Here is a 17582-nt window from a genome sequence, read left to right on the forward strand (position 1 = left end):
CGGCGCGCCCGGCGCGCCTCGGGTGGTTGCCCATCAGGTGAATGGGTGAAGGAGACCTCGAACATGACGGTGTTCGAGGAGACCCCATGACCGAAGTGTCATATTTGTCCGCCGCCAGCGAGTTGTCGTCGGTGGGCACGCCCACGCTGTGGGTGGTGACCATCATCGGCGTACTCCTGCTGCTGGTGCTGGATTTTCTGGTCACGCGGCGCCCGCACGAGGTGTCCATGCGGGAGGCCATCCGCTGGTCGGCGTTCTACATCGCCCTGCCGCTGGCGTTCGGCGGCTGGCTCTGGTCCCGCTACGGCTCCCAGCAGGGCGTGGAGTACCTGACCGGTTACCTGGTGGAGAAGTCGCTCTCCGTCGACAACCTTTTCGTCTTCATGCTGCTGCTGGCCGCGTTCGCGGTGCCGGCCGTGCTCGCCCAGCGGGTGCTGCTCTACGGCATCGCTGGCGCTCTGGTGCTGCGGGCGATCTTCATCGCCCTCGGCGCGGCCGCGTTGCAGACCCTCGACTTCGCCTTCCTGCTCTTCGCGATCATCCTCATCGCCACCGCGGTGAAGCTGCTGCGCGATGCCATGTCCGGGCATCAGCAGGAAGTCGACATCAACAAGATGCGCTCGGTGAAGCTGCTGCGCAAGATCATGCCGGTGGTCGACGACTACCACGGCACCAGGATGACCGTCCGGCAGGGCGCGAAGCGGGCACTCACGCCGTTCGCCCTGGTGGTGGTCGCGGTGCTGACCACCGACATCGTCTTCGCGGTCGACTCGGTGCCGGCGGTCTATGGCATCACCGAGGACCCGTACCTGGTCTTCGCCACCAACGCGTTCGCCCTGCTCGGCCTGCGGGCGCTCTACTTCGTCCTGCACGCGGCGCTGAGACGGCTGGTGCACCTCAGCTACGGCCTGGCCACCATCCTGGCGTTCATCGGCCTCAAGCTGGGTCTGCACTGGGCGCACGGCATCTGGGACAGCGTGCCGCAGATCCCCACCCTGGCCTCGCTCGGCGTGATCATCGGTGTGCTGGTGGTGGTCACCCTGACCAGCCTGCGCGCCACCCGGGGCGACGGCGTGTCCGACGAGCGCACGGTCGTCACGGAGCGGCACTGACCGCGCCCCGCCGAGGCGACGAGGAGGTACGCGGGAAAGCTCCCGCCCCGCCCAGCATGGGTGGTACGACTGGGCGATGGGAATCGTGTCACCGGGTTTTCAGGGTCGGCCCCGAACACAGGAGCCGGCCCTGCCACCCGGTCAGTATCTGACCGAGGACTTCCCGGTGCTCTCGGCCGGCCCCACGCCCCGGGTGCCACTGGACACCTGGGAGTTCGTCATCTCCGCCGAAAATGGCAGCGAACACCGGTGGTCGTGGCAGGAGCTGATGGCCCTGCCGCAGGAGACGCCAATGGTGGACATCCACTGCGTCACCCGCTGGTCCAAGCTCGGCACCACCTGGCAGGGCGTCGCACTGGACACTCTGCTCGCCGACGTCGACACGGGAGCGCACTTCGCGCTCGCGCACTCCTACGGCGGGTACACCACCAACCTGCCGCTGGACGACCTGCGCGGCGGCCGGGCCTGGGTGGTGCACGCCTTCGACGGTGCGCCGCTGCCCGCCGAGCACGGCGGGCCGGCGCGGCTGCTGGTCCCGCACCTGTACTTCTGGAAATCCGCCAAGTGGGTGCGCGGCCTCCGGCTCAAGACGATGGACGAGCCGGGGTTCTGGGAGACCGCCGGCTACCACGACTACGGCGACCCGTGGCGCGAACAGCGGTATCAGGGTGACTGAGCGCGCCGTGGCGACGAGCATGCCATCCCGCGCACCCATCCGGTGGCACGTGGCCCGGCTGGTGGAGCGCCGGGTGGAGACACCGACCGCGCAGACCCTGGTGCTGGAGCTGCCGGACTGGCCGGGGCACCTGCCGGGGCAGCACGTCGACGTGCGGTTGACCGCGCCGGACGGCTACCAGGCAGCACGGTCGTACTCCATTGCGGGGCCCGTCGTGGACGGCCCGGGCGGCCCGCGCATCGAGGTGACCGTCCAGCGGGTGCCCGACGGCGAGGTGTCCCCGTACCTCATTGAGGTCTTTGGTGAGGGCGACCCGGTGGAGGTCCGCGGACCGCTCGGTGGCTGGTTCATCTGGCGGCCGGAGGAGACCGCGCCGGTGCAGCTCGTCGCCGGTGGTTCCGGGATCGTGCCGCTGATGGCGATGATCCGGTCCCGGCGGGCCATCGGCAGCAAGGCGCCGTTTCGGCTCATCTACTCGGTGCGCACCCCGGGCGACGTGATCTACGCCGACGAGCTGCGCCGCCGGATCCGCGACGACTTCGGCCTGGACATCGCGTACGTCTACACCCGCGAGGCACCCGAGGGTTGGCGCGGTGAGCCGCACCGGATCGGGCTGGCGGACGTCAACACGCACGGCTGGCCACCGGACCTGCAACCGCTCACCTACGTCTGCGGCCCGACCGGGTTCGTGGAGACCGTGGCCGACCTGCTGGTGGGCCTGGGTCACCCGTCACGGCGGGTCAAGACCGAACGTTTCGGCCCCACCGGCTGACCGCCCGCTCGCTCCCGCAAGGTCGAGGAGATCCGATGACCGAGATGTCGTACCTGGACGGCAACATGCTCGACGGCCCGATGCGTGAGCTGTTCACCGTCGACCTGAGCACCGCAGTGGGCCGCTGCGAAAACTGCGGGATGACCGGCTCGATGGCCAGTCTGCACGTCTACTCGCACGCCCCGGGCCTCGTCGCGCGCTGCCCGTCCTGCGAACAGGTGATGCTGCGACTGGTCCGCGGGCCCGACCGGGCCTGGCTGGACCTGCGCGGCACCACCTTCCTTCAGGTCCCGATGCCGATGGAGCAGCCGTTCCCCCGCCCGCTGTGACGGGTCGGCCCGGCCGTGTCAGGGTCCGGCGACGGTCCTGATCGCGCGTATCGCCTCGGCGACTCCACCGGACCACGGTGTGCCGTGGCCCGGTAGTACCCACGATGCCTTGACGCCTTCGAGGCGGCGCAGCGACGCCAGCGCCTGGTGGGGGTCGTCGGTGAAGGGTGCGGGTTGCGGGCCCCGCTGTCCGGTCAGCACGTGCCGGGTGGTCATGGCGTCGCCGACGAAGATGGCGTCGGCCACGGGCACGTGGATGGCGATGCTGCCGGGCGAGTGGCCGGGGACGCCGATGATGCGTGGTGCGCCGGGCAGGTCGAGCACCTGGCCGTCGTGCACGACGACGACCTCGGTGAGGTGAGTGGTGCGAAGCCCGCCCCTGCGCATCGCATACCAGAAGAAACCGACCGTTGCGCCGAGCTTCATCTGTCCCCACGAATTGTCGACTTTGACTTCGCCTCGCGCGCGGGCGGCGTCTGCCTCGTGCACATAGACCGGTACGCCGTGGTCGCGCCGGAGCCGTTCGGCGAACCCGAGGTGGTCACTGTCGCCGTGGGTGAGGACGACACCCCGGATGTCGTCCACCGAGCGGCCCATGTCGGACAGCTCGGCCCGCAGGTCGCGCCAGTGTCCGGTCATGCCTGCGTCGATGACGGTCACACCCTCGTCCGTGTCGACGAGGTAGGCGGCCACGATGTCATTGCCGATGCGGCGCACGTGCGGGGCGAGTCTCATCGCAGCACCGGTGCCGGGATTGCTATCGTCTGCATGATAGCTATGCTACGTAGCCATGATGGCTATGGTCAATAGCCATGGATTGACCCCGCGATCCGGAGGGAACTGGCATGCCGACGCCTGATCGGACCTCCCTCGAAGCTATCGTCCACGCCGGACGCGACATCCTGGAGTCAGCGGGTGTCTCCGGCCTGACCATGCAGGCCGTCGCCGACCGGGTCGGCGTGCGCGCACCGTCGCTGTACAAGCGTGTGCGCAACCGTGACGACCTGGTCCGCCTCATCACCGAAGCCACCGTCCGCGACCTCGGTGAACGACTCGCGACGATCGGTGCCGACACCGATCCGCGCCGCGACCTGGCCGAGTTGGCCCGGGCCTTTCGCGCGTTCGCGCACGCCCGGCCGAAGGGCTACCAGCTGATCTTCGCGCCGAGAACCGACCTCGCTGGGCCCAGCAGTGACGCCCTTACCCACGCCATCGAGCCCGTGCTGCAGGTAGCCGTGAACCTCGCCGGCGAACACCACGCCCTGGACGCCGCGCGCACGCTCACCGCGTGGGCGAACGGATTCATCAGCATGGAATTGGCCGGCGCCTTCAAGCTTGGCGGCGACATCGACCAGGCATACGAGTTCGGCATCGCCCGTCTCGCCGACGCACTGGCCGGATGAGCACCGCTCGATGGCGTGATACGCCGCTCGCGGTCCGGCTGGTCGTGTCTGTCGCCGTGCTGGTCTTCGCCTACGGCACCGGGGTGCATGTCGTCCAGTTGCTCATGCCCCAGTTCGGGCCGCAACTCGCCCTGCCGGGGTGGCTCACGGTCTACTTCATGTCCCTGACGCTGTGGGATCCGTTGGCGGCGCTGCTCCTGGCAGCTCGCCGGGTGGAGGGACTGGCGCTGGGCTGCACGGTCCTGGCGACGGACGCCGCCGCCAACTGGTACGCCAACCATGTGCTGGACCCCGCGGTCGGCGTCACTGCGGGCCGGGTCGGGCAAGCGGTCATCACCGCGCTCGCCGTCGCCTTCGTCGCACTCACCCCGTGGCTGACTCCGTGGTTCGTCCGTTCCAAGATCCAGCGCTGCCGGCGAATACCCGGGTGCGGGCGAACCCGGGTATTCCCTAGGCTTCCGGCCCAAGGACGGACACGAACGTCCGCATCGGATCGGAGATGAGCAGAGCGATGACGTCTCAACTGTTCGCGATCAGCTTTGACGCGAGCCAACCCGTACGGCTCGGGCAGTTCTGGTCCGGGCTCCTGGGCCGGGACATGGTCGATGATCCACACGACGGCGTCCTGCTCCTGCCCACGGATGACACCGGGTTCCGCATCCGCTTCGCCCCGTCGGAGCAGCCGAAGGTCGTCCAGAACCGGATGCACTTCGATCTGACGAGCAGTTCGCTGGAGGACCAGCGGCAGACGGTGGCCAGGGCACTGGAGCTCGGCGCACGGCACATCGACATCGGTCAGGGCCCGGACGACGATCATGTGGTGCTCGCCGACCCCGAGGGCAACGAGTTCGATGTCATCGGGCCGGGCAACAGGTTCCTCGCCGGCTGCGGGTTCATCGGTGCGCTGGCCTGCGACGGATCGCAAGCGGTCGGGTACTTCTGGAGCCAGGCGCTCAGGTGGCCGCTGGTCTGGGACCAGGACGAGGAGACCGCGATCCAGTCGCCGAACGGCGGTACGAAGATCAGCTGGGGTGGTCCACCGCTGATGCTGAACGGTGGCAGAGATCGGGTGCGTTTCGACCTCGCTCCGGGTGTCGACGTCGATCGGCAGGCCGAGGTCGACCGTCTGCTCTCCCTCGGGGCGACCCTTCTCGACAACGGCCAGGGCGAGGCCGCCCGGGTGTTGATGGCCGATCCCGACGGCAACGAGTTCTGCCTGTTGACGCCACGGTAGCCGCCGTCGGGGCTGCGGCAGGGCGGTCCATCTTGATGTCGTTGCCGTTCAAAACGGCGTTGACCACGAGGTATTTCTGCTCTTGCCTCGACTCTGCATACTTGCGGCATGCCTGCTCGGCGTAAGGAACCACGGCGGACGAACCTTGGCTACTGCCCAAGCTGCAACACGCCCGACGATCTTTCGACCGGCTATTGCCCGTCCTGCGGCATGAGCCTCACCACGAGATCGTTCCAGTACGAGGTTCGCGGGGCGAACGCGGCAGAGGTCGCGGAGGTCGCAAGGGAGTTGGAGAGACAGCGCCTTGCCAACCAGGGACCGTGGCGCGCGGGGCTGTTCTATCTGACGTGCCTTGTCACGATCACTGTGGTCATCTTGGCCGCATCGAAAATGGTGCCGCTCTGGGCGCTGCCGGTCGTCGTCATCGCCGCCCTCATCTCGCTGGTGGTCCTTGGCGCCCTGCAACTTCGTCAGGACGGCAAGGTCTCCGAGAAGAACTTGCTGCAACTGATCACCGCCGCGTTCCGGACCGCCCGCCAGATCGGTCCGGCCGGCAGTGGTCAGGGACAAGGCCCGGTCTAGGCGAACGCAGGACACTAGCGGCACGTGTCGCCGGGTCAACCCCGCAAGATCGTGCTCGATCAACGATGTAGTGGTCAGCGCGCTGCCGGATGCCACTACATCGTTGATCGAGCACGATCATGTCGCGGTCCCGTTGCCAACTGCCACCCCACCGACGTTTGTCCCGGGCTTTGACGGGAAACGGGCCGCAATGACGAAACCTCGTGTGGTGATCGTGGGGGCTGGGTTTGCCGGTTACCACGCGGCGAAGACGTTGAGCCGGATCGCCCGGGACCGGGCCGAGATCGTGGTGCTGAACTCCACCAACTACTTCCTGTACCTCCCGCTGCTGCCGGAGGTGGCGGCCGGGGTGGTCGAGCCCAGCCGGATCGCCGTGCCGCTGACCGGGACGCTCAAGGGCGTACAGGTGGTGATCGGTGAGGCCGACCACGTCGACCTGCAGAACCGCTGGGTCGGCTTCACCCAGGCCGAGGGGGAGAAGAACCGGCTGGCGTACGACCGGTTGGTGCTCGCCGTGGGCAGCGTCAACAAGCTGTTGCCCATTCCGGGGGTGACCGAGTATGCGCACGGCTTCCGCGGCCTGCCCGAGGCCGTCTACCTGCACGATCACATCATCCGGCAGATCGAGCTGGCCGAGCAGGCCGAGGACCCGGCCGAGCAGCAGGCCCGGTCCACGTTCGTGGTGGTCGGGGCGGGCTACACCGGCACCGAGGTTGCCGCGCACGGGCAGCTGTTCACCGACGCGCTGCACGCCCAGCGGCCACGGCTCACCGTCCGGCCCCGCTGGATGCTGCTCGACGTCGCGCCCCGGGTGCTGCCCGAGCTGGACAAGCGGATGTCGGTCACCTCGCACAAGGTGCTCATCCGACGCGGGGTGGACGTGCGGATGGGCACCTCGGTGGCCGAGGCGACCTGCGACGGGGTGAAGCTCACCGACGGCGGGTACGTGCCGACCTGCACCCTCGTGTGGTGTGTGGGGGTGCGCCCCGACCCGTTCGTCAACGAGTTGGGCCTGCGCACCGACCGGGGCCGACTGGTGACCGACGAGTTCCTCAACGTCCCCGGCTACCCGGAGGTGTACGCCTGCGGCGACGCCGCCGCCGTGCCTGACCTGACCCATCCCGGTGCGGTCTGCGGGATGACCGCCCAGCACGCGCAGCGGCAGGGCAAGCTCGCCGCACACAACATCGCCGCGTCGTACGGCTTCGGCCGGCGCAAGCCGTACAAGCACCACGACCTGGGTTGGGTCGTCGACCTCGGCGGCAAGGACGCGGCGGCGAACCCGTTGCACGTCAACCTGGCCGGGTTGCCGGCCAAGGCGGTCACCCGGGCGTACCACCTGATGGCGATGCCGGGAAACCGCACCCGTGTCGGGGCCGACTGGGTGCTGGACGCGGCGCTGACCCGCTCGGCGGCCCAGCTCGGACTGGTCCCGGCGAACGCGGTACCGCTGGAGAGCACCACACCCGAGGTCGCGACCCGACCCCGCTGACTTCCCCGCGCTCGCCGTCGGAAACCCGACATTGCGGACGGAACGCCGATCAGTCGCGCCCGCTGTCGTCCGCGTCGGTGACCGGGTGGGCGCCGGCGACGAACGTGTCGAGTGCGGCGGCGTGCAGGAGACCGCCGGGGACCGGGTCGCGTAGGGCGGCCACGGCCAGCCGGCCGACCGGCAGCCCGCCGGGCCGGGACGTCGCGGCCAGCACCAGGTTGCCGTAACGCCGGCCGCGCAACATCCGCCGGTCGCCGAGCACGCACACGTCGGCGAAGACCGCCCGCAACGTGGCCACCTGCACCCGCGTGCCGACAAGTGGCGGCAGGTCCGTGACGTTGACCAGGTACGACCCGCCGGGGCGAAGGGTGCGGGCCACCTCGGCGGCGAACTCGACGGTGCGGACGTGCCGAGGCATCCGGGCCGCCCGGTAGATATCGGCGATCACCAGGTCGTATCGGTCGGTTGGGGTGGCGGTGAGCGCGTCGCGGGCGTCGGCGACATCCACCTGCACCTCCGGCGGCAGCGGCGGCAACTCCCGGGCGACCAGCTGGACCACCGCCGGGTCCCGCTCGACGACCCGCTGCGGAGACCCGGGCCGGGTGGCGGCCAGCCAGCGGGGCAGCGTCAACGCGCCGCCACCGAGGTGCAGAACACTCAGCGGGGCTCCCGCCGGGGCCGTCAGCTCCACCGCCGAGGCGATCCGTCGGACGTACTCGAAGTGCAGGTGCCGCGGATCCTCGACATCCACGTACGACTGCTCGACACCGGCGGACAGCAGTGTGCGCCCGGTCCGGCGGACCGGATCGGCGACCAACTCCAGCCGGTCGGCGGCGCGGTTCATGACTGGCACGCTAGCCGAGCCCACGGCCCACCCCGGCCGTGGCCCGGCACGCCGACGGGCCGGCGGATCGGGGTCGCCCCCGGTCCGCCGGCCCGCCCATGTTGCTGTGGCAGGTCAGCCGCCGGCCATCCCGGCCCCCACCTCGTCGATCGCGTCGTCGATCTGGTGGGCGAGGTCCACGTCGAGCGCGGTCACCCCGTCGGCCTGGTTGGTCCGTACGGTCAACACGGCGGCCGTGTCCCCCGGCCGTCCGATGCTCGGGCCGCGGCCGGTTTCCTGGCGCAGCCGGTCGAGTCGGTCGAGCACCCGGTCCAGGTTGTCCGGCGGCAGCGCGACAACCCGGTAGAAGCCCTGGCTGTCGCCGGCCCAGTACGGCAGGTCGTCCAGCGCCGCACCGATCTCGTCCGGTTGCAGGGTGGGTGTGGTGGTGGAAGCGCCCACGAGGCCGCCGCCGGCCTCCGGCGGGTTGAGCAGGTCACGCAACCCGTCGGGTACGTGCAACGACTCGACCAGGTCACCGTCCTGCTCGGCGAGTGCGGCGATCGTCGCCTCCGCCTGGTACCGGGCCTGTTCCGGGGTGTTGCCGCTGATCCGGCCCACCTCGGCCAGGAAGCCGGGCAGGTCCTGGTGCCGCTCGATGCCGTCGACAGGCAGCACGTCGTGCAGCGATGCCGGCACCGCCGTGAGCAGCCGCTGCCGCTCGGCGGCCCCCAGGGCGAAGGCGAGGACGAGTACGGTCGCCTCGGTGCCCACCTTGGCCGTCTTGAAGTCGACCCCGGCCCGACGCCGGACCTCGTCGACCAGGTCGTGGTAGCCCACGGTGCGCACGCCGGGCGCGCCGCCCGGCGGGGACGGCTGAGGCCGCGGATTGTCGGCGCTGCCGACCGGCGGCGGCGCCGGCCCGCCACGCGTACTGTCCGGTTTGTGGCGTCCGGCCGGCGATGGGCCGGCTCGCTTGCCCTGGTCGAGGCTCGTGAGCTGCTTGGAGGCGCTCAGGCTGGCGCCGACCTCGCTGGGCTGGCGGTTCTGTTCGCGGGCCTGCCGGGCCAGAGCCCGGCGCCTCTGGTTGTCGCCCTCCATCTGCTTGCGCATGGTGGCACCCCTTCCGCTGGGGATCGTGGCTGCGTCTGTCGCCTTCCCGTCGTCCCGGGAGCCGAAACGGACGACGCCGGCCCGGTCGGCCCGGCGTCCGCAGCGCTTCATCCGGCGGGGGTGAGGGGTGCTCACCCACACCGCCCGCACCATCAGGTCAGGACCGGAGTTCTTCCGAGGTACGCGGAAGGAAGGCCGTCATGAAACAGATCGTCGAGATCGTCCCCGCCCGAACCGGCTGGTATGCACGCTGGCAGCTCAACCCCGAGGTCACCAGGTGTTACCCGGTGAGCCTGTGGGCGCTGCTGGAGGAGGCCGACGGGACTGGCCGCGAAGTGATCGGCATGGACTGCATCGGTCAGTGGCCCGGCGCCGACGACAACGAGGCGGGTGGGCAGTTCGTCCGCTACCTGTACCAGACGCCCGATTCGGGAGAGCCCGAGGACATCGACTCGACCCCGACTGGCGAGCTGCGCGAGAGCGGACCCCGGCTCCAGGCGATGACGGCACCCTAGACATTCCTCCGGCCCCCGACCCCAGGTCCCAGGGTCGGGGGCCATCCCCTTTCGCGGGGTGGCCGCCGGCACCCTGGTCGATCACCGCGCCCGGCGGTCGGCAACTGGGCCCTGCGTATACTTGCCGCACTGCAAACGTCCCATCCAAAGGTGGAGCGAGGGGAAGAACGGTGACGTTCAGCGTCAGCTACGTCGAGCGCGACGGCGGTGGCCCCTGCCTGCGGCTCGCAGGTGAGCTGGACCTGAGCACCGCCCCCGAGTTGACCGCCGCGATCGACCGACTCACCGCCGCTGGCGAGAGCCGGGTGCTGCTCGACCTCACCGACCTCGCGTTCTGCGATTCCACCGGGATGGCCGTGTTCGTCAAGGGGGACAATCAGGCGGCGGCCGACGGGGGTTGGCTTCGGCTCACCGGCGCCAATGGCCGCGTCGAGCGGGTGTTGCGGGTGACCGGCCTGGCCGACGTGTTGGGCTACGAACCGGAGTCGGTCGACCCCACGTCCCGCAGTGCCCTCTGATGGGCTAGATTTTCCCGCCAACGCGGTGACCGTCAGGTCCCGTCCCCGTCGACCCGAGGCAGGTAGTGATGGGCGCAGACAGCCCGCAGCCGGTACGCATCCTGGTGGTCGACGATGACCCGGGCGACGTGCTCATGATCGAGGAGGCGTTGGCGGATTCCGATGTCGCGAAGGTCATCGACGTGGTCAGCGACGGCGAGGAGGCGATGGAGTTTCTCCGCGCCGAGGGCCGGCACGAGCAGGCCCGTCGGCCGGACGTGATCCTGCTTGACCTCAACATGCCGCGGATGGACGGTCGGCAGGTGCTCGGCGCGGTGAAGCAGGACGAGGATCTGCGGACCATCCCGATCGTCGTGCTGACCACCTCCAACGCCGACACCGACATCGTCGGCAGCTACACCCTGCAGGCCAACGCGTACGTCACCAAGCCGATCGACCTGGACGACTTCAACGACGTGGTCCATCGAATCGACGAGTTCTTCGGCCGGGTGGTCGTGCTGCCGAAGCGCGTCTGACGCACCCCCACGCTCGCGCATGCTGAACATTTTTCCCGAACCCCCTCGGCGGCTGCGGTCGCAGCCGAGGATCCAGGTGGGGAAGTAACAGCAGCTGCCTGGGGGCGACAGTATGAGGTTCTCCGTCGTTGAGACCGGTTACGACCAGCGGCAGGTGGATTCCTGCCTGGATGAGCTGGGGATCCGGTTGTCCCGGCTCGCGACGCGGGCGCAGGGAGCGGCCGGGGCGGCCCGGGAGTGGGACGAGATCCGCCAGGAGGCGGCCTGGCTCAGCGGGCTCCTGCAGCGGCTGGACCTGGGCGACGCCACCGGCAGCCGGCACGCCGGTGACGCGGTGCGCCGCGAGGCCGCGGAGATCCTGGCCCAGGCTCGCTTCGAGCTGGACGAGGCCCGCGAAGAGGCACGGCAGGTGCGTGAGCGGGCGTACACGGAAGCCGTGCAGGCCCGGCGCGACTTCGAGGCGGCGCTGTACGCCCGTCGGCGACGCGAGGCGCGGGTGGACGAGATCCTCAGCCAGGTGGAGGTGGATCAGGTGCCCGCCGACACCCCGACCGCGGCTGCCGGCGTGCCGGGGCGCCGTCCGGCTGTCGCTGAGGCCGACGGGGGCGCCCGGCTCAGGAGGTGAGCGCCGCCGCGACGGTGGTCGCCCGCGGCTCGTGCTGGGCGTACGCGTCGGGGTATGCGGAGATCTGCACGGACTGGGCGGCGGCGGTGACGCTCATGTTCTGCCAGCCGGGGATCTCGTTGAGCGCGGTGTAGAAGGCCCGGGCGGCGTACGACGGGCGCATCAGCTCGGCCACCGTGCCCCAGCCGCTGCTGGGCCGCTGCTGGAACAGCCCGACCGAGTCGTGGTCGGAGCCGCTGCCCTGGTTGGGGTAGCCAGCCGACTCCGGGAGGACGTCGCTGGCCAGGTTGTAGAGGTTGCTCTCCTGCATGGCGGTCGCCAGTGCCACCACCAGGGCGCGGCGCGGCATCTTCAGCTCCAGGCCGACATCCACGATGATTTTCGCGTTGTCCATCTGTGCCTGGTCGAGGCCGGCGACCGGTCGGGGTCGGAGGGGCTTGACCGGCTTTTTGGGCGCCTTACGTGCGGCGGTGGGGGCGGCTGTGGGCTTCGCCGTCGGGCTGGGGAGCACGCGTGCCGGGGCGGCGTCGCGGTCCAGCGACCGGGAGGCGCGCTCGTCGGCGATGGTGGCACGGTCGGCCACCGCCTCGGCGAGCGGCTGCAGCGTGCGGGGCGTGTCGTCGTTGCCGGGGGAGCTGGCGACCGTGACGAGGCTGAGGCAGCAGGTGACACCGGCGGCCAGGGCCACCCGGACCGGGGTCGAGCTCAGCAGAGGGCGCCGGGGCGGCTCGGGGACGCGGTGACGGCCAATCGTCTGTTCGGTTGATGCGCCGTCGTCCGAACGGGTGTCCGGGTGCGCGTCGGTCAGCTTCTGGTCGGCGGGGTCGTCGGGATCCACCCGCCGAAACTAAAGAGTTGAATGCTCGATGCCATCGGCCCGTACGGTGGTATGCGTCACAAGTTGCCCCGATCAGCCCGACTTCAAGGGGTAAAAGTGGAGCGACTCTCATCAACTTCACCGAACGGGCGAGCCGGTTATTCCCGATTCGCCTGGCATAACGGTCGCCCCGTCCGGCGCTCCACGCGGAATCCGCGCACCCCTGCACGGTCAGCCATACGACCGATGCCAGCCCCACCAAACGGCCGCCAGCGCACCACCTGGTTTCGGGGATGGAGTGCGTCCCTGCGTCAGTAGTGTCGGCCGTTCTCCGCTGGCGTGACGGTCAGTCGGTGGCGGCTGGCGTCGCCGCTGGAAAACGGCCAGAGCCGGTCGGCGTACTCGACCAGGTCGGCCAGCTGATCTCGGCTCAGGCCCGCCGAGGAGATCTCCGCGTGCACGTCGGCCCGGTACCGGCCGTCGTCGTCGCGCCCCAGCTTCGCCGCCGCCCGCACCTGGACCGTGTGCGCTTCGTCGGTGATCTCCCCGGCCACCTCCACCGCCGCGTGATGCAGGCACGAGGCGAAGGCCGCGGCCAGCAACTGCTCAGGTCTCAGCCCCGTGCAGTGCGCCGCCAGCGGCGAGGCCAGCGCAGTGGAGAGTCCGCCGTCGTCGGTGCGTACGTGACCGCCCTCGGCGGTCGCTGTGGCCTCACGCAGCCAGGAACTCTGATCCGGCATCGCGTTCTCCCGTCGCTCACCGGGTCGGCTACCCGGCCGCCGCCTCGCGAAACGCCGTGGACCGTACGGTCAGCGCCCGGAGGCGCGGTTCGGCTCGTCGAGCACCGGCACCGCCTCGGTGGCCTCCGTCGCGGCGCGTTCGGTCCACGGGGATATCGGAGCCGGCCGGCGGGCCGTCGGGATGGTCATCGGCACGTACACCCGGGCGTCCACGGCCTCGGCCAGCACCAGCGCCGCGATCAGGCTGGTCGGGCGCTGCTCGGGGCCGTCGGCGAGGCAGGAGTGGCACAACTCGGCCACCTCCGGCGGGAGCCCGTCGATCTCGGGCAGCGGCTGCGGTGGCTGACGGCGGCGTACGCCGAGCAGTTCGTGGGTGGTGACCGCGTCGTACGGCAGACGGGCGGTGAGGCAGTAGTAGAGCAGGACGCCGAGGGCGTACATGTCGGCGGCTGGCGTGGCCGGCACCCCGTCCAGCTGTTCGGGCGCGAGGTACGCCGGGGTGCCCAGCACGATCCCCGTGGGCATCGGGTCCGGTGCGCCGGCGGGGACGGCGATGCCGAAGTCGAGCACCTTCACCCCCGCCGGAGTGAGTATGACGTTGGCGGGCTTGACGTCACGGTGCACGATGCCCTCCGCGTGCGCGGCGGCCAGGGCCGCGGCGACCTCCGCGCAGACCCGCACCGAGATTCGCCAGTCCAGCGGCCCGGCGCGCAGGTGCGCGGCGAGCGTCTCACCCTCGGCCAGCTCCATCACGATGTAGGGCATCGGGCGGCCGGGCCACGTCGAGGAGGTGCCGAAGTCGTGCACGCTCGCCACGTTCGGGTGCACCAGGCGGGCCGCCGACCGGGCCTCCGCCCGGATCCGGTCCACCGGGCCGTCCTGGTCGTCCGGACCGGGCAGGATGAGCTTCACCGCGACCGGCCGGTCCAGCACCTGGTCGTGCGCCCGCCACACCTCGGACATTCCGCCCACTCCGATGCGCTGCTCGAGCTGGTACCGCCCGTCCAGCGTGCGCATCGACCACTCCTCGCCCTCGTCCCGCCCGCTGCGGGTGCTCCGGTCGCGGTACCCGGGCTCCGAGCTGGGCAAACCGGCGCGGGATTCGAGAGCGGCCCGGCCCCGCGCACCCGCTGCGGCACGGCGCAGGTTGCGGTAGCTTGCGAGCCAGAGCTGATGTCACCGATTGTGTCGGCCCGGTCACCCGAGGGAGTGCTGCGATGAGCGAGGTAACCGTACGCTTCGTCGGCGGCCCCGCGGACGGCCTGGTCCGGCTGCTGCCGGCCGGGTCGGACGGCGCTCCACCACAGCGTTGGATCATGCGGCACCCGGATGGCACCGGTCCGGTGCAGCCCGGCCCCGACCACCTCTACGAACGCGACCGGCCCGACGACGCGGGCGGCTGGAGCATGCGGTTCCTGCGCACCGACGCGTACGGGGTGTCCGAGTGACCACGAGGCGGGGCTGAGGAGGTGGTGACGCCGGCGTCGCGTCGGCCGGGCCGCACAGCTGGCACACAGCTCCCGCAGGGGCGCGGCACAGACGTCGCGGCCACGATGGGGACATGGTCGTGAACGGGCAGGCCGCGCCGGGCCGGATCGAGCTGCGCCGCCCCGACGGCGAACCCGTCCGGGTGCTGGTGGTCGACGACGAACCGACGCTCACCGACCTGCTGTCGATGGCGTTGCGCTACGAGGGCTGGCAGGTCCGCAGCGCGGGCAACGGCATGGCGGCGTTGAGCGCGGCCCGGCAGTTCCAGCCGGACGCCGTGGTGCTCGACGTGATGCTGCCCGACCTGGACGGCTTCCAGGTGCTGCGCCGGCTGCGCGAGCACGCCCCCACCGTGCCGGTGCTCTTCCTGACCGCCCGCGACGCGGTCGAGGAACGCATCGCCGGCCTGACCGTCGGCGGCGACGACTACGTCACCAAGCCGTTCAGCCTGGAGGAGGTGATCGCCCGGCTGCGCGCGCTGCTGCGCCGCTCCGGCTTCGCGGTCGCCGCCCGGGAGGACGCGGTCCTCACCGTCGGTGACCTCAGCCTCGACGAGGACAGCCACGAGGTACGCCGCGACGGCCAACTGATCACCCTCACCGCGACGGAGTTCGAGCTGCTGCGCTACCTGATGCGCAACCCGCGCCGGGTGCTCAGCAAGGCGCAGATCCTCGATCGGGTGTGGGACTACGACTTCGGCGGCCAGGCCAACGTGGTCGAGCTGTACATCTCGTACCTGCGTAAGAAGATCGACGCCGGTCGGGCGCCGATGATCCACACGCTGCGTGGCGCGGGCTATGTCCTCAAGCCCGCCGAGTAAGCGCCGCCCGGTGCGGGCCGCCCGTCGGTGGCTGGCCGGCCGCTCCCTGCGTACCCGACTGGTGTTTGCCCTGGTCGCGCTGCTGGCGTTGGTCAGCGTCGCCATCGGTGGCCTCACCACTGTGGCGCTGCGGCACTTCCTGATCGACCGGCTCGACGCCCAACTGGCTCCCGCGACGGCCATGCGGGGCGACCGTCCGGGGCGGCCGGCCTTCCCGGGCAACGGACCGGGCGTCCCACTCGGGTTGCCGTCCGGCTCGGTGGTCGCCGAGATCACCGACGGCCGGGTGACGAGCGCGCGGACCCTGACCAACAGCCCGTCCAGCGACGATCCGTTCCCCGACGAGCAGTCCGTCCCGGTCGGGGAGGTCGCCACACTGGCGGACCTGCCGGTCGGTGCCGAACCGCGCACCGTCGACCTCGGCGCCCGCGGTGACTACCGGGCCGTGGCCCGGCAGTTTCGCGACGGCGGGGTACGCGTCGTCGCGATCCCGCTGGCCGGCGTGCAGGAGACCGTCTGGTGGATGGTCGCCGCCCAGGGCGGGGTGGCCGCCGTCGGGCTGGTCATCGCCGGAGCCGCCGGCGCGCTGATCGTCCGGGCCACGCTGCGCCCACTCAACCGGGTGGCCGCCACCGCCACCCGGGTCACCGAGCTGCCCCTGGACCGCGGCGAGGTGGCGCTCGCCGTCCGGGTCCCGGCCGCGGACACCGATGCGCGTACCGAGGTCGGCCAGGTCGGCGCGGCCCTGAACCGGATGCTGGGCCACGTCGCCGACGCGCTGGCCGCCCGGCAGGCCAGCGAGACGCGGGTACGCCAGTTCGTCGCCGACGCCAGCCACGAGTTGCGGACGCCCCTCGCGGCGATCCGCGGCTATGCCGAGGTTGCCCGGCGCGGCCGCGACGAGGTCCCCGCCGACGTGGCGCACGCGCTACGACGGGTGGAGTCGGAGAGCACCCGGATGACCAGCCTCGTCGACGACCTGCTGCTGCTGGCCCGGCTGGACTCCGGCCGGCCGCTCGCGGCGGACCCGGTGGACCTGACCGCCCTGGTGGTGGACGCGGTCAGCGACGCGCACGTCGCCGGCCCCGAACACCGCTGGCAGCTCAATCTGCCCGAGGTGGCGATCCGGGTGCCCGGCGACGCCGCTCGGCTGCACCAGGTGGTGGCGAACCTGCTGACCAACGCCCGGGTGCACACCCCGCCGGGCAGCACGGTCACCACCACGCTGGCCATCGACGCAGACAGCGCCGTGCTCACCGTCGTCGACGACGGGCCCGGCGTGCCGGCGCAGCTGCAACCGGAGATGTTCGAGCGGTTCGCCCGGGGCGACAGCTCCCGGTCGAGGGCGCACGGCAGCACCGGCCTCGGCCTGGCGATCGTCGCGGCCGTGGTGGAGGCCCACCACGGCACGGTCGGGGTGGACAGCCGTCCGGGTCGGACGGTGTTCACGGTCCGGTTGCCGAATCCCACAGCTGACGCATAGTTCGCGCACAACGTCGCGCCAGCCCGCTCGGCTCCGTCGATCTTGCACTTACTGCCTAGACATGACGCGCGAAAGGGGCGTTCCGGCGCCCGAAAGTGCAAGATCGACGGGGTCTGGGTTGTGGCGGAGCGGCGCTTGGTCTCGGCGGTGCCGGTGCTCGGGGCGGCCTGCACGCCTGGGCGGAGCGCCGGGCACCTCGTCGCATTCTGTGACCAGGCTGGGAGTCCGCCGATGTGCCCGGTACACGGATGACGATCAGCGTACGGTGAGGAATAAGTCCGGCCTTCTGGGTCAAAAGCCTCGCCGCTGCACACCCGGATTCGCCGGTGTCGAGACGGGCGAGGGCAAGGAGCGATCAGTGAGACATCTGGCCTACCTGGACGCGGGGTCCGGCAGCCTGATCGTGCAGGCGATGGTCGGCGGGGTGGCCGGTGCCGCGGTCGCTGCCAAGCTCTACTGGCGACGCCTGGCCGACCGGTTCCGCCGGCAACCGACCGACCAGCGGTGAGCGGGCCAGTCCCGGCG

Annotated in this window: 23 protein-coding genes; 17 read left to right on the forward strand and 6 right to left on the reverse strand. The window is 70.9% G+C overall.

Going from position 1 to position 17582, the window contains the following annotated elements; genetic code table 11:
- Window positions 1-86 precede the first annotated feature (86 nt).
- From OG811_RS25550 to OG811_RS25565, 4 genes are all read left to right on the forward strand, one after another.
- Window positions 87-1112, forward strand: a complete 1026-nt coding sequence (locus OG811_RS25550; protein ID WP_406069326.1) for a TerC/Alx family metal homeostasis membrane protein — start codon at window positions 87-89, stop codon at window positions 1110-1112.
- Between the two features lie 76 nt (window positions 1113-1188).
- Window positions 1189-1788, forward strand: a complete 600-nt coding sequence (locus OG811_RS25555; protein ID WP_406069328.1) for a sulfite oxidase-like oxidoreductase — start codon at window positions 1189-1191, stop codon at window positions 1786-1788.
- 19 nt (window positions 1789-1807) lie between these two features.
- Window positions 1808-2560, forward strand: coding sequence for a ferredoxin reductase (locus tag OG811_RS25560; RefSeq protein WP_406075906.1), 753 nt, complete (start codon window positions 1808-1810; stop codon window positions 2558-2560).
- Window positions 2561-2595: 35 nt separating this feature from the next.
- Window positions 2596-2889 (forward strand): DUF6510 family protein, encoded by a 294-nt coding sequence (locus OG811_RS25565; protein ID WP_406069330.1) that lies wholly within the window; start codon window positions 2596-2598, stop codon window positions 2887-2889.
- Window positions 2890-2907: 18 nt separating this feature from the next.
- On the opposite strand, the gene OG811_RS25570 is transcribed toward OG811_RS25565, so the two are convergent.
- Window positions 2908-3624, reverse strand: coding sequence for an MBL fold metallo-hydrolase (locus OG811_RS25570; protein ID WP_406069332.1), 717 nt, complete (start codon window positions 3622-3624; stop codon window positions 2908-2910).
- A gap of 110 nt (window positions 3625-3734) precedes the next feature.
- Here OG811_RS25570 and OG811_RS25575 point away from each other — a divergent pair, with 110 nt between their 5' ends.
- The 5 genes from OG811_RS25575 (at window position 3735) to OG811_RS25595 (ending at window position 7600) form a co-directional block, all read left to right on the forward strand.
- On the forward strand, window positions 3735-4292 hold the full coding sequence (locus OG811_RS25575) for a TetR/AcrR family transcriptional regulator (protein ID WP_406069333.1): 558 nt from the start codon (window positions 3735-3737) through the stop codon (window positions 4290-4292).
- Entirely contained in the window at window positions 4289-4795 is a 507-nt protein-coding gene (locus OG811_RS25580) for a hypothetical protein (protein WP_406069335.1), read from the forward strand. Before OG811_RS25575 ends, OG811_RS25580 begins: the two co-directional genes overlap by 4 nt.
- Window positions 4796-4803: 8 nt before the next feature.
- Complete coding sequence (locus OG811_RS25585) at window positions 4804-5526, forward strand: VOC family protein (protein WP_406069336.1); 723 nt, start codon at window positions 4804-4806, stop codon at window positions 5524-5526.
- Window positions 5527-5634: 108 nt separating this feature from the next.
- Window positions 5635-6108, forward strand: a complete 474-nt coding sequence (locus tag OG811_RS25590; RefSeq protein ID WP_406069337.1) for a hypothetical protein — start codon at window positions 5635-5637, stop codon at window positions 6106-6108.
- A gap of 190 nt (window positions 6109-6298) precedes the next feature.
- Window positions 6299-7600 (forward strand): NAD(P)/FAD-dependent oxidoreductase, encoded by a 1302-nt coding sequence (locus tag OG811_RS25595; protein ID WP_406069338.1) that lies wholly within the window; start codon window positions 6299-6301, stop codon window positions 7598-7600.
- A gap of 49 nt (window positions 7601-7649) precedes the next feature.
- Here the strand turns inward: OG811_RS25595 and OG811_RS25600 are convergent, their stop codons facing one another.
- Both OG811_RS25600 and OG811_RS25605 read right to left on the reverse strand, forming a co-directional pair.
- Window positions 7650-8444 carry a spermidine synthase gene (locus OG811_RS25600; RefSeq protein WP_406069339.1) on the reverse strand — a complete coding sequence of 265 codons (795 nt, stop codon included), beginning with the start codon at window positions 8442-8444 and terminating at the stop codon, window positions 7650-7652.
- 114 nt (window positions 8445-8558) lie between these two features.
- Window positions 8559-9536 (reverse strand): DUF2267 domain-containing protein, encoded by a 978-nt coding sequence (locus OG811_RS25605; protein WP_406069341.1) that lies wholly within the window; start codon window positions 9534-9536, stop codon window positions 8559-8561.
- Between the two features lie 200 nt (window positions 9537-9736).
- Between OG811_RS25605 and OG811_RS25610 the strand changes: the two genes are divergently transcribed.
- The 4 genes from OG811_RS25610 (at window position 9737) to OG811_RS25625 (ending at window position 11709) form a co-directional block, all read left to right on the forward strand.
- A complete protein-coding gene (locus OG811_RS25610; protein ID WP_406069342.1) occupies window positions 9737-10051 on the forward strand; it encodes a hypothetical protein in 315 nt (104 codons plus the stop codon).
- Window positions 10052-10221: 170 nt separating this feature from the next.
- Window positions 10222-10569 carry an STAS domain-containing protein gene (locus tag OG811_RS25615; protein ID WP_406069343.1) on the forward strand — a complete coding sequence of 116 codons (348 nt, stop codon included), beginning with the start codon at window positions 10222-10224 and terminating at the stop codon, window positions 10567-10569.
- 68 nt (window positions 10570-10637) lie between these two features.
- Window positions 10638-11084, forward strand: a complete 447-nt coding sequence (locus OG811_RS25620) for a response regulator (RefSeq protein WP_406069345.1) — start codon at window positions 10638-10640, stop codon at window positions 11082-11084.
- Window positions 11085-11196: 112 nt separating this feature from the next.
- A complete protein-coding gene (locus OG811_RS25625; protein ID WP_406069346.1) occupies window positions 11197-11709 on the forward strand; it encodes an ATPase in 513 nt (170 codons plus the stop codon).
- Here the strand turns inward: OG811_RS25625 and OG811_RS25630 are convergent.
- The 3 genes from OG811_RS25630 to OG811_RS25640 form a co-directional block, all read right to left on the reverse strand.
- A complete protein-coding gene (locus OG811_RS25630) occupies window positions 11699-12547 on the reverse strand; it encodes a hypothetical protein (RefSeq protein ID WP_406069348.1) in 849 nt (282 codons plus the stop codon). The genes OG811_RS25625 and OG811_RS25630 overlap by 11 nt on opposite strands.
- A gap of 290 nt (window positions 12548-12837) precedes the next feature.
- Window positions 12838-13266 (reverse strand): OsmC family protein, encoded by a 429-nt coding sequence (locus OG811_RS25635; RefSeq protein WP_406069350.1) that lies wholly within the window; start codon window positions 13264-13266, stop codon window positions 12838-12840.
- Between the two features lie 69 nt (window positions 13267-13335).
- Window positions 13336-14283 (reverse strand): serine/threonine-protein kinase, encoded by a 948-nt coding sequence (locus OG811_RS25640; RefSeq protein ID WP_406069352.1) that lies wholly within the window; start codon window positions 14281-14283, stop codon window positions 13336-13338.
- A gap of 200 nt (window positions 14284-14483) precedes the next feature.
- On the opposite strand from OG811_RS25640, the gene OG811_RS25645 reads away from it, so the two are divergent.
- The 4 genes from OG811_RS25645 (at window position 14484) to OG811_RS25660 (ending at window position 17565) form a co-directional block, all read left to right on the forward strand.
- A complete protein-coding gene (locus OG811_RS25645) occupies window positions 14484-14714 on the forward strand; it encodes a hypothetical protein (RefSeq protein WP_406069353.1) in 231 nt (76 codons plus the stop codon).
- 113 nt (window positions 14715-14827) lie between these two features.
- Window positions 14828-15574 carry a response regulator transcription factor gene (locus OG811_RS25650; protein ID WP_406069355.1) on the forward strand — a complete coding sequence of 249 codons (747 nt, stop codon included), beginning with the start codon at window positions 14828-14830 and terminating at the stop codon, window positions 15572-15574.
- Window positions 15552-17057, forward strand: a complete 1506-nt coding sequence (locus tag OG811_RS25655) for a sensor histidine kinase (RefSeq protein WP_406069357.1) — start codon at window positions 15552-15554, stop codon at window positions 17055-17057. The genes OG811_RS25650 and OG811_RS25655 overlap by 23 nt, the downstream gene beginning before the upstream one ends.
- A gap of 358 nt (window positions 17058-17415) precedes the next feature.
- Window positions 17416-17565 (forward strand): hypothetical protein, encoded by a 150-nt coding sequence (locus OG811_RS25660; RefSeq protein ID WP_406069359.1) that lies wholly within the window; start codon window positions 17416-17418, stop codon window positions 17563-17565.
- The last annotated feature ends 17 nt before the right edge of the window (window positions 17566-17582 follow it).

Origin of the sequence: Micromonospora sp. NBC_01638 (genome assembly GCF_045209745.1) — a bacterium.
Taxonomy (GTDB): Bacteria; Actinomycetota; Actinomycetes; order Mycobacteriales; family Micromonosporaceae; genus Micromonospora.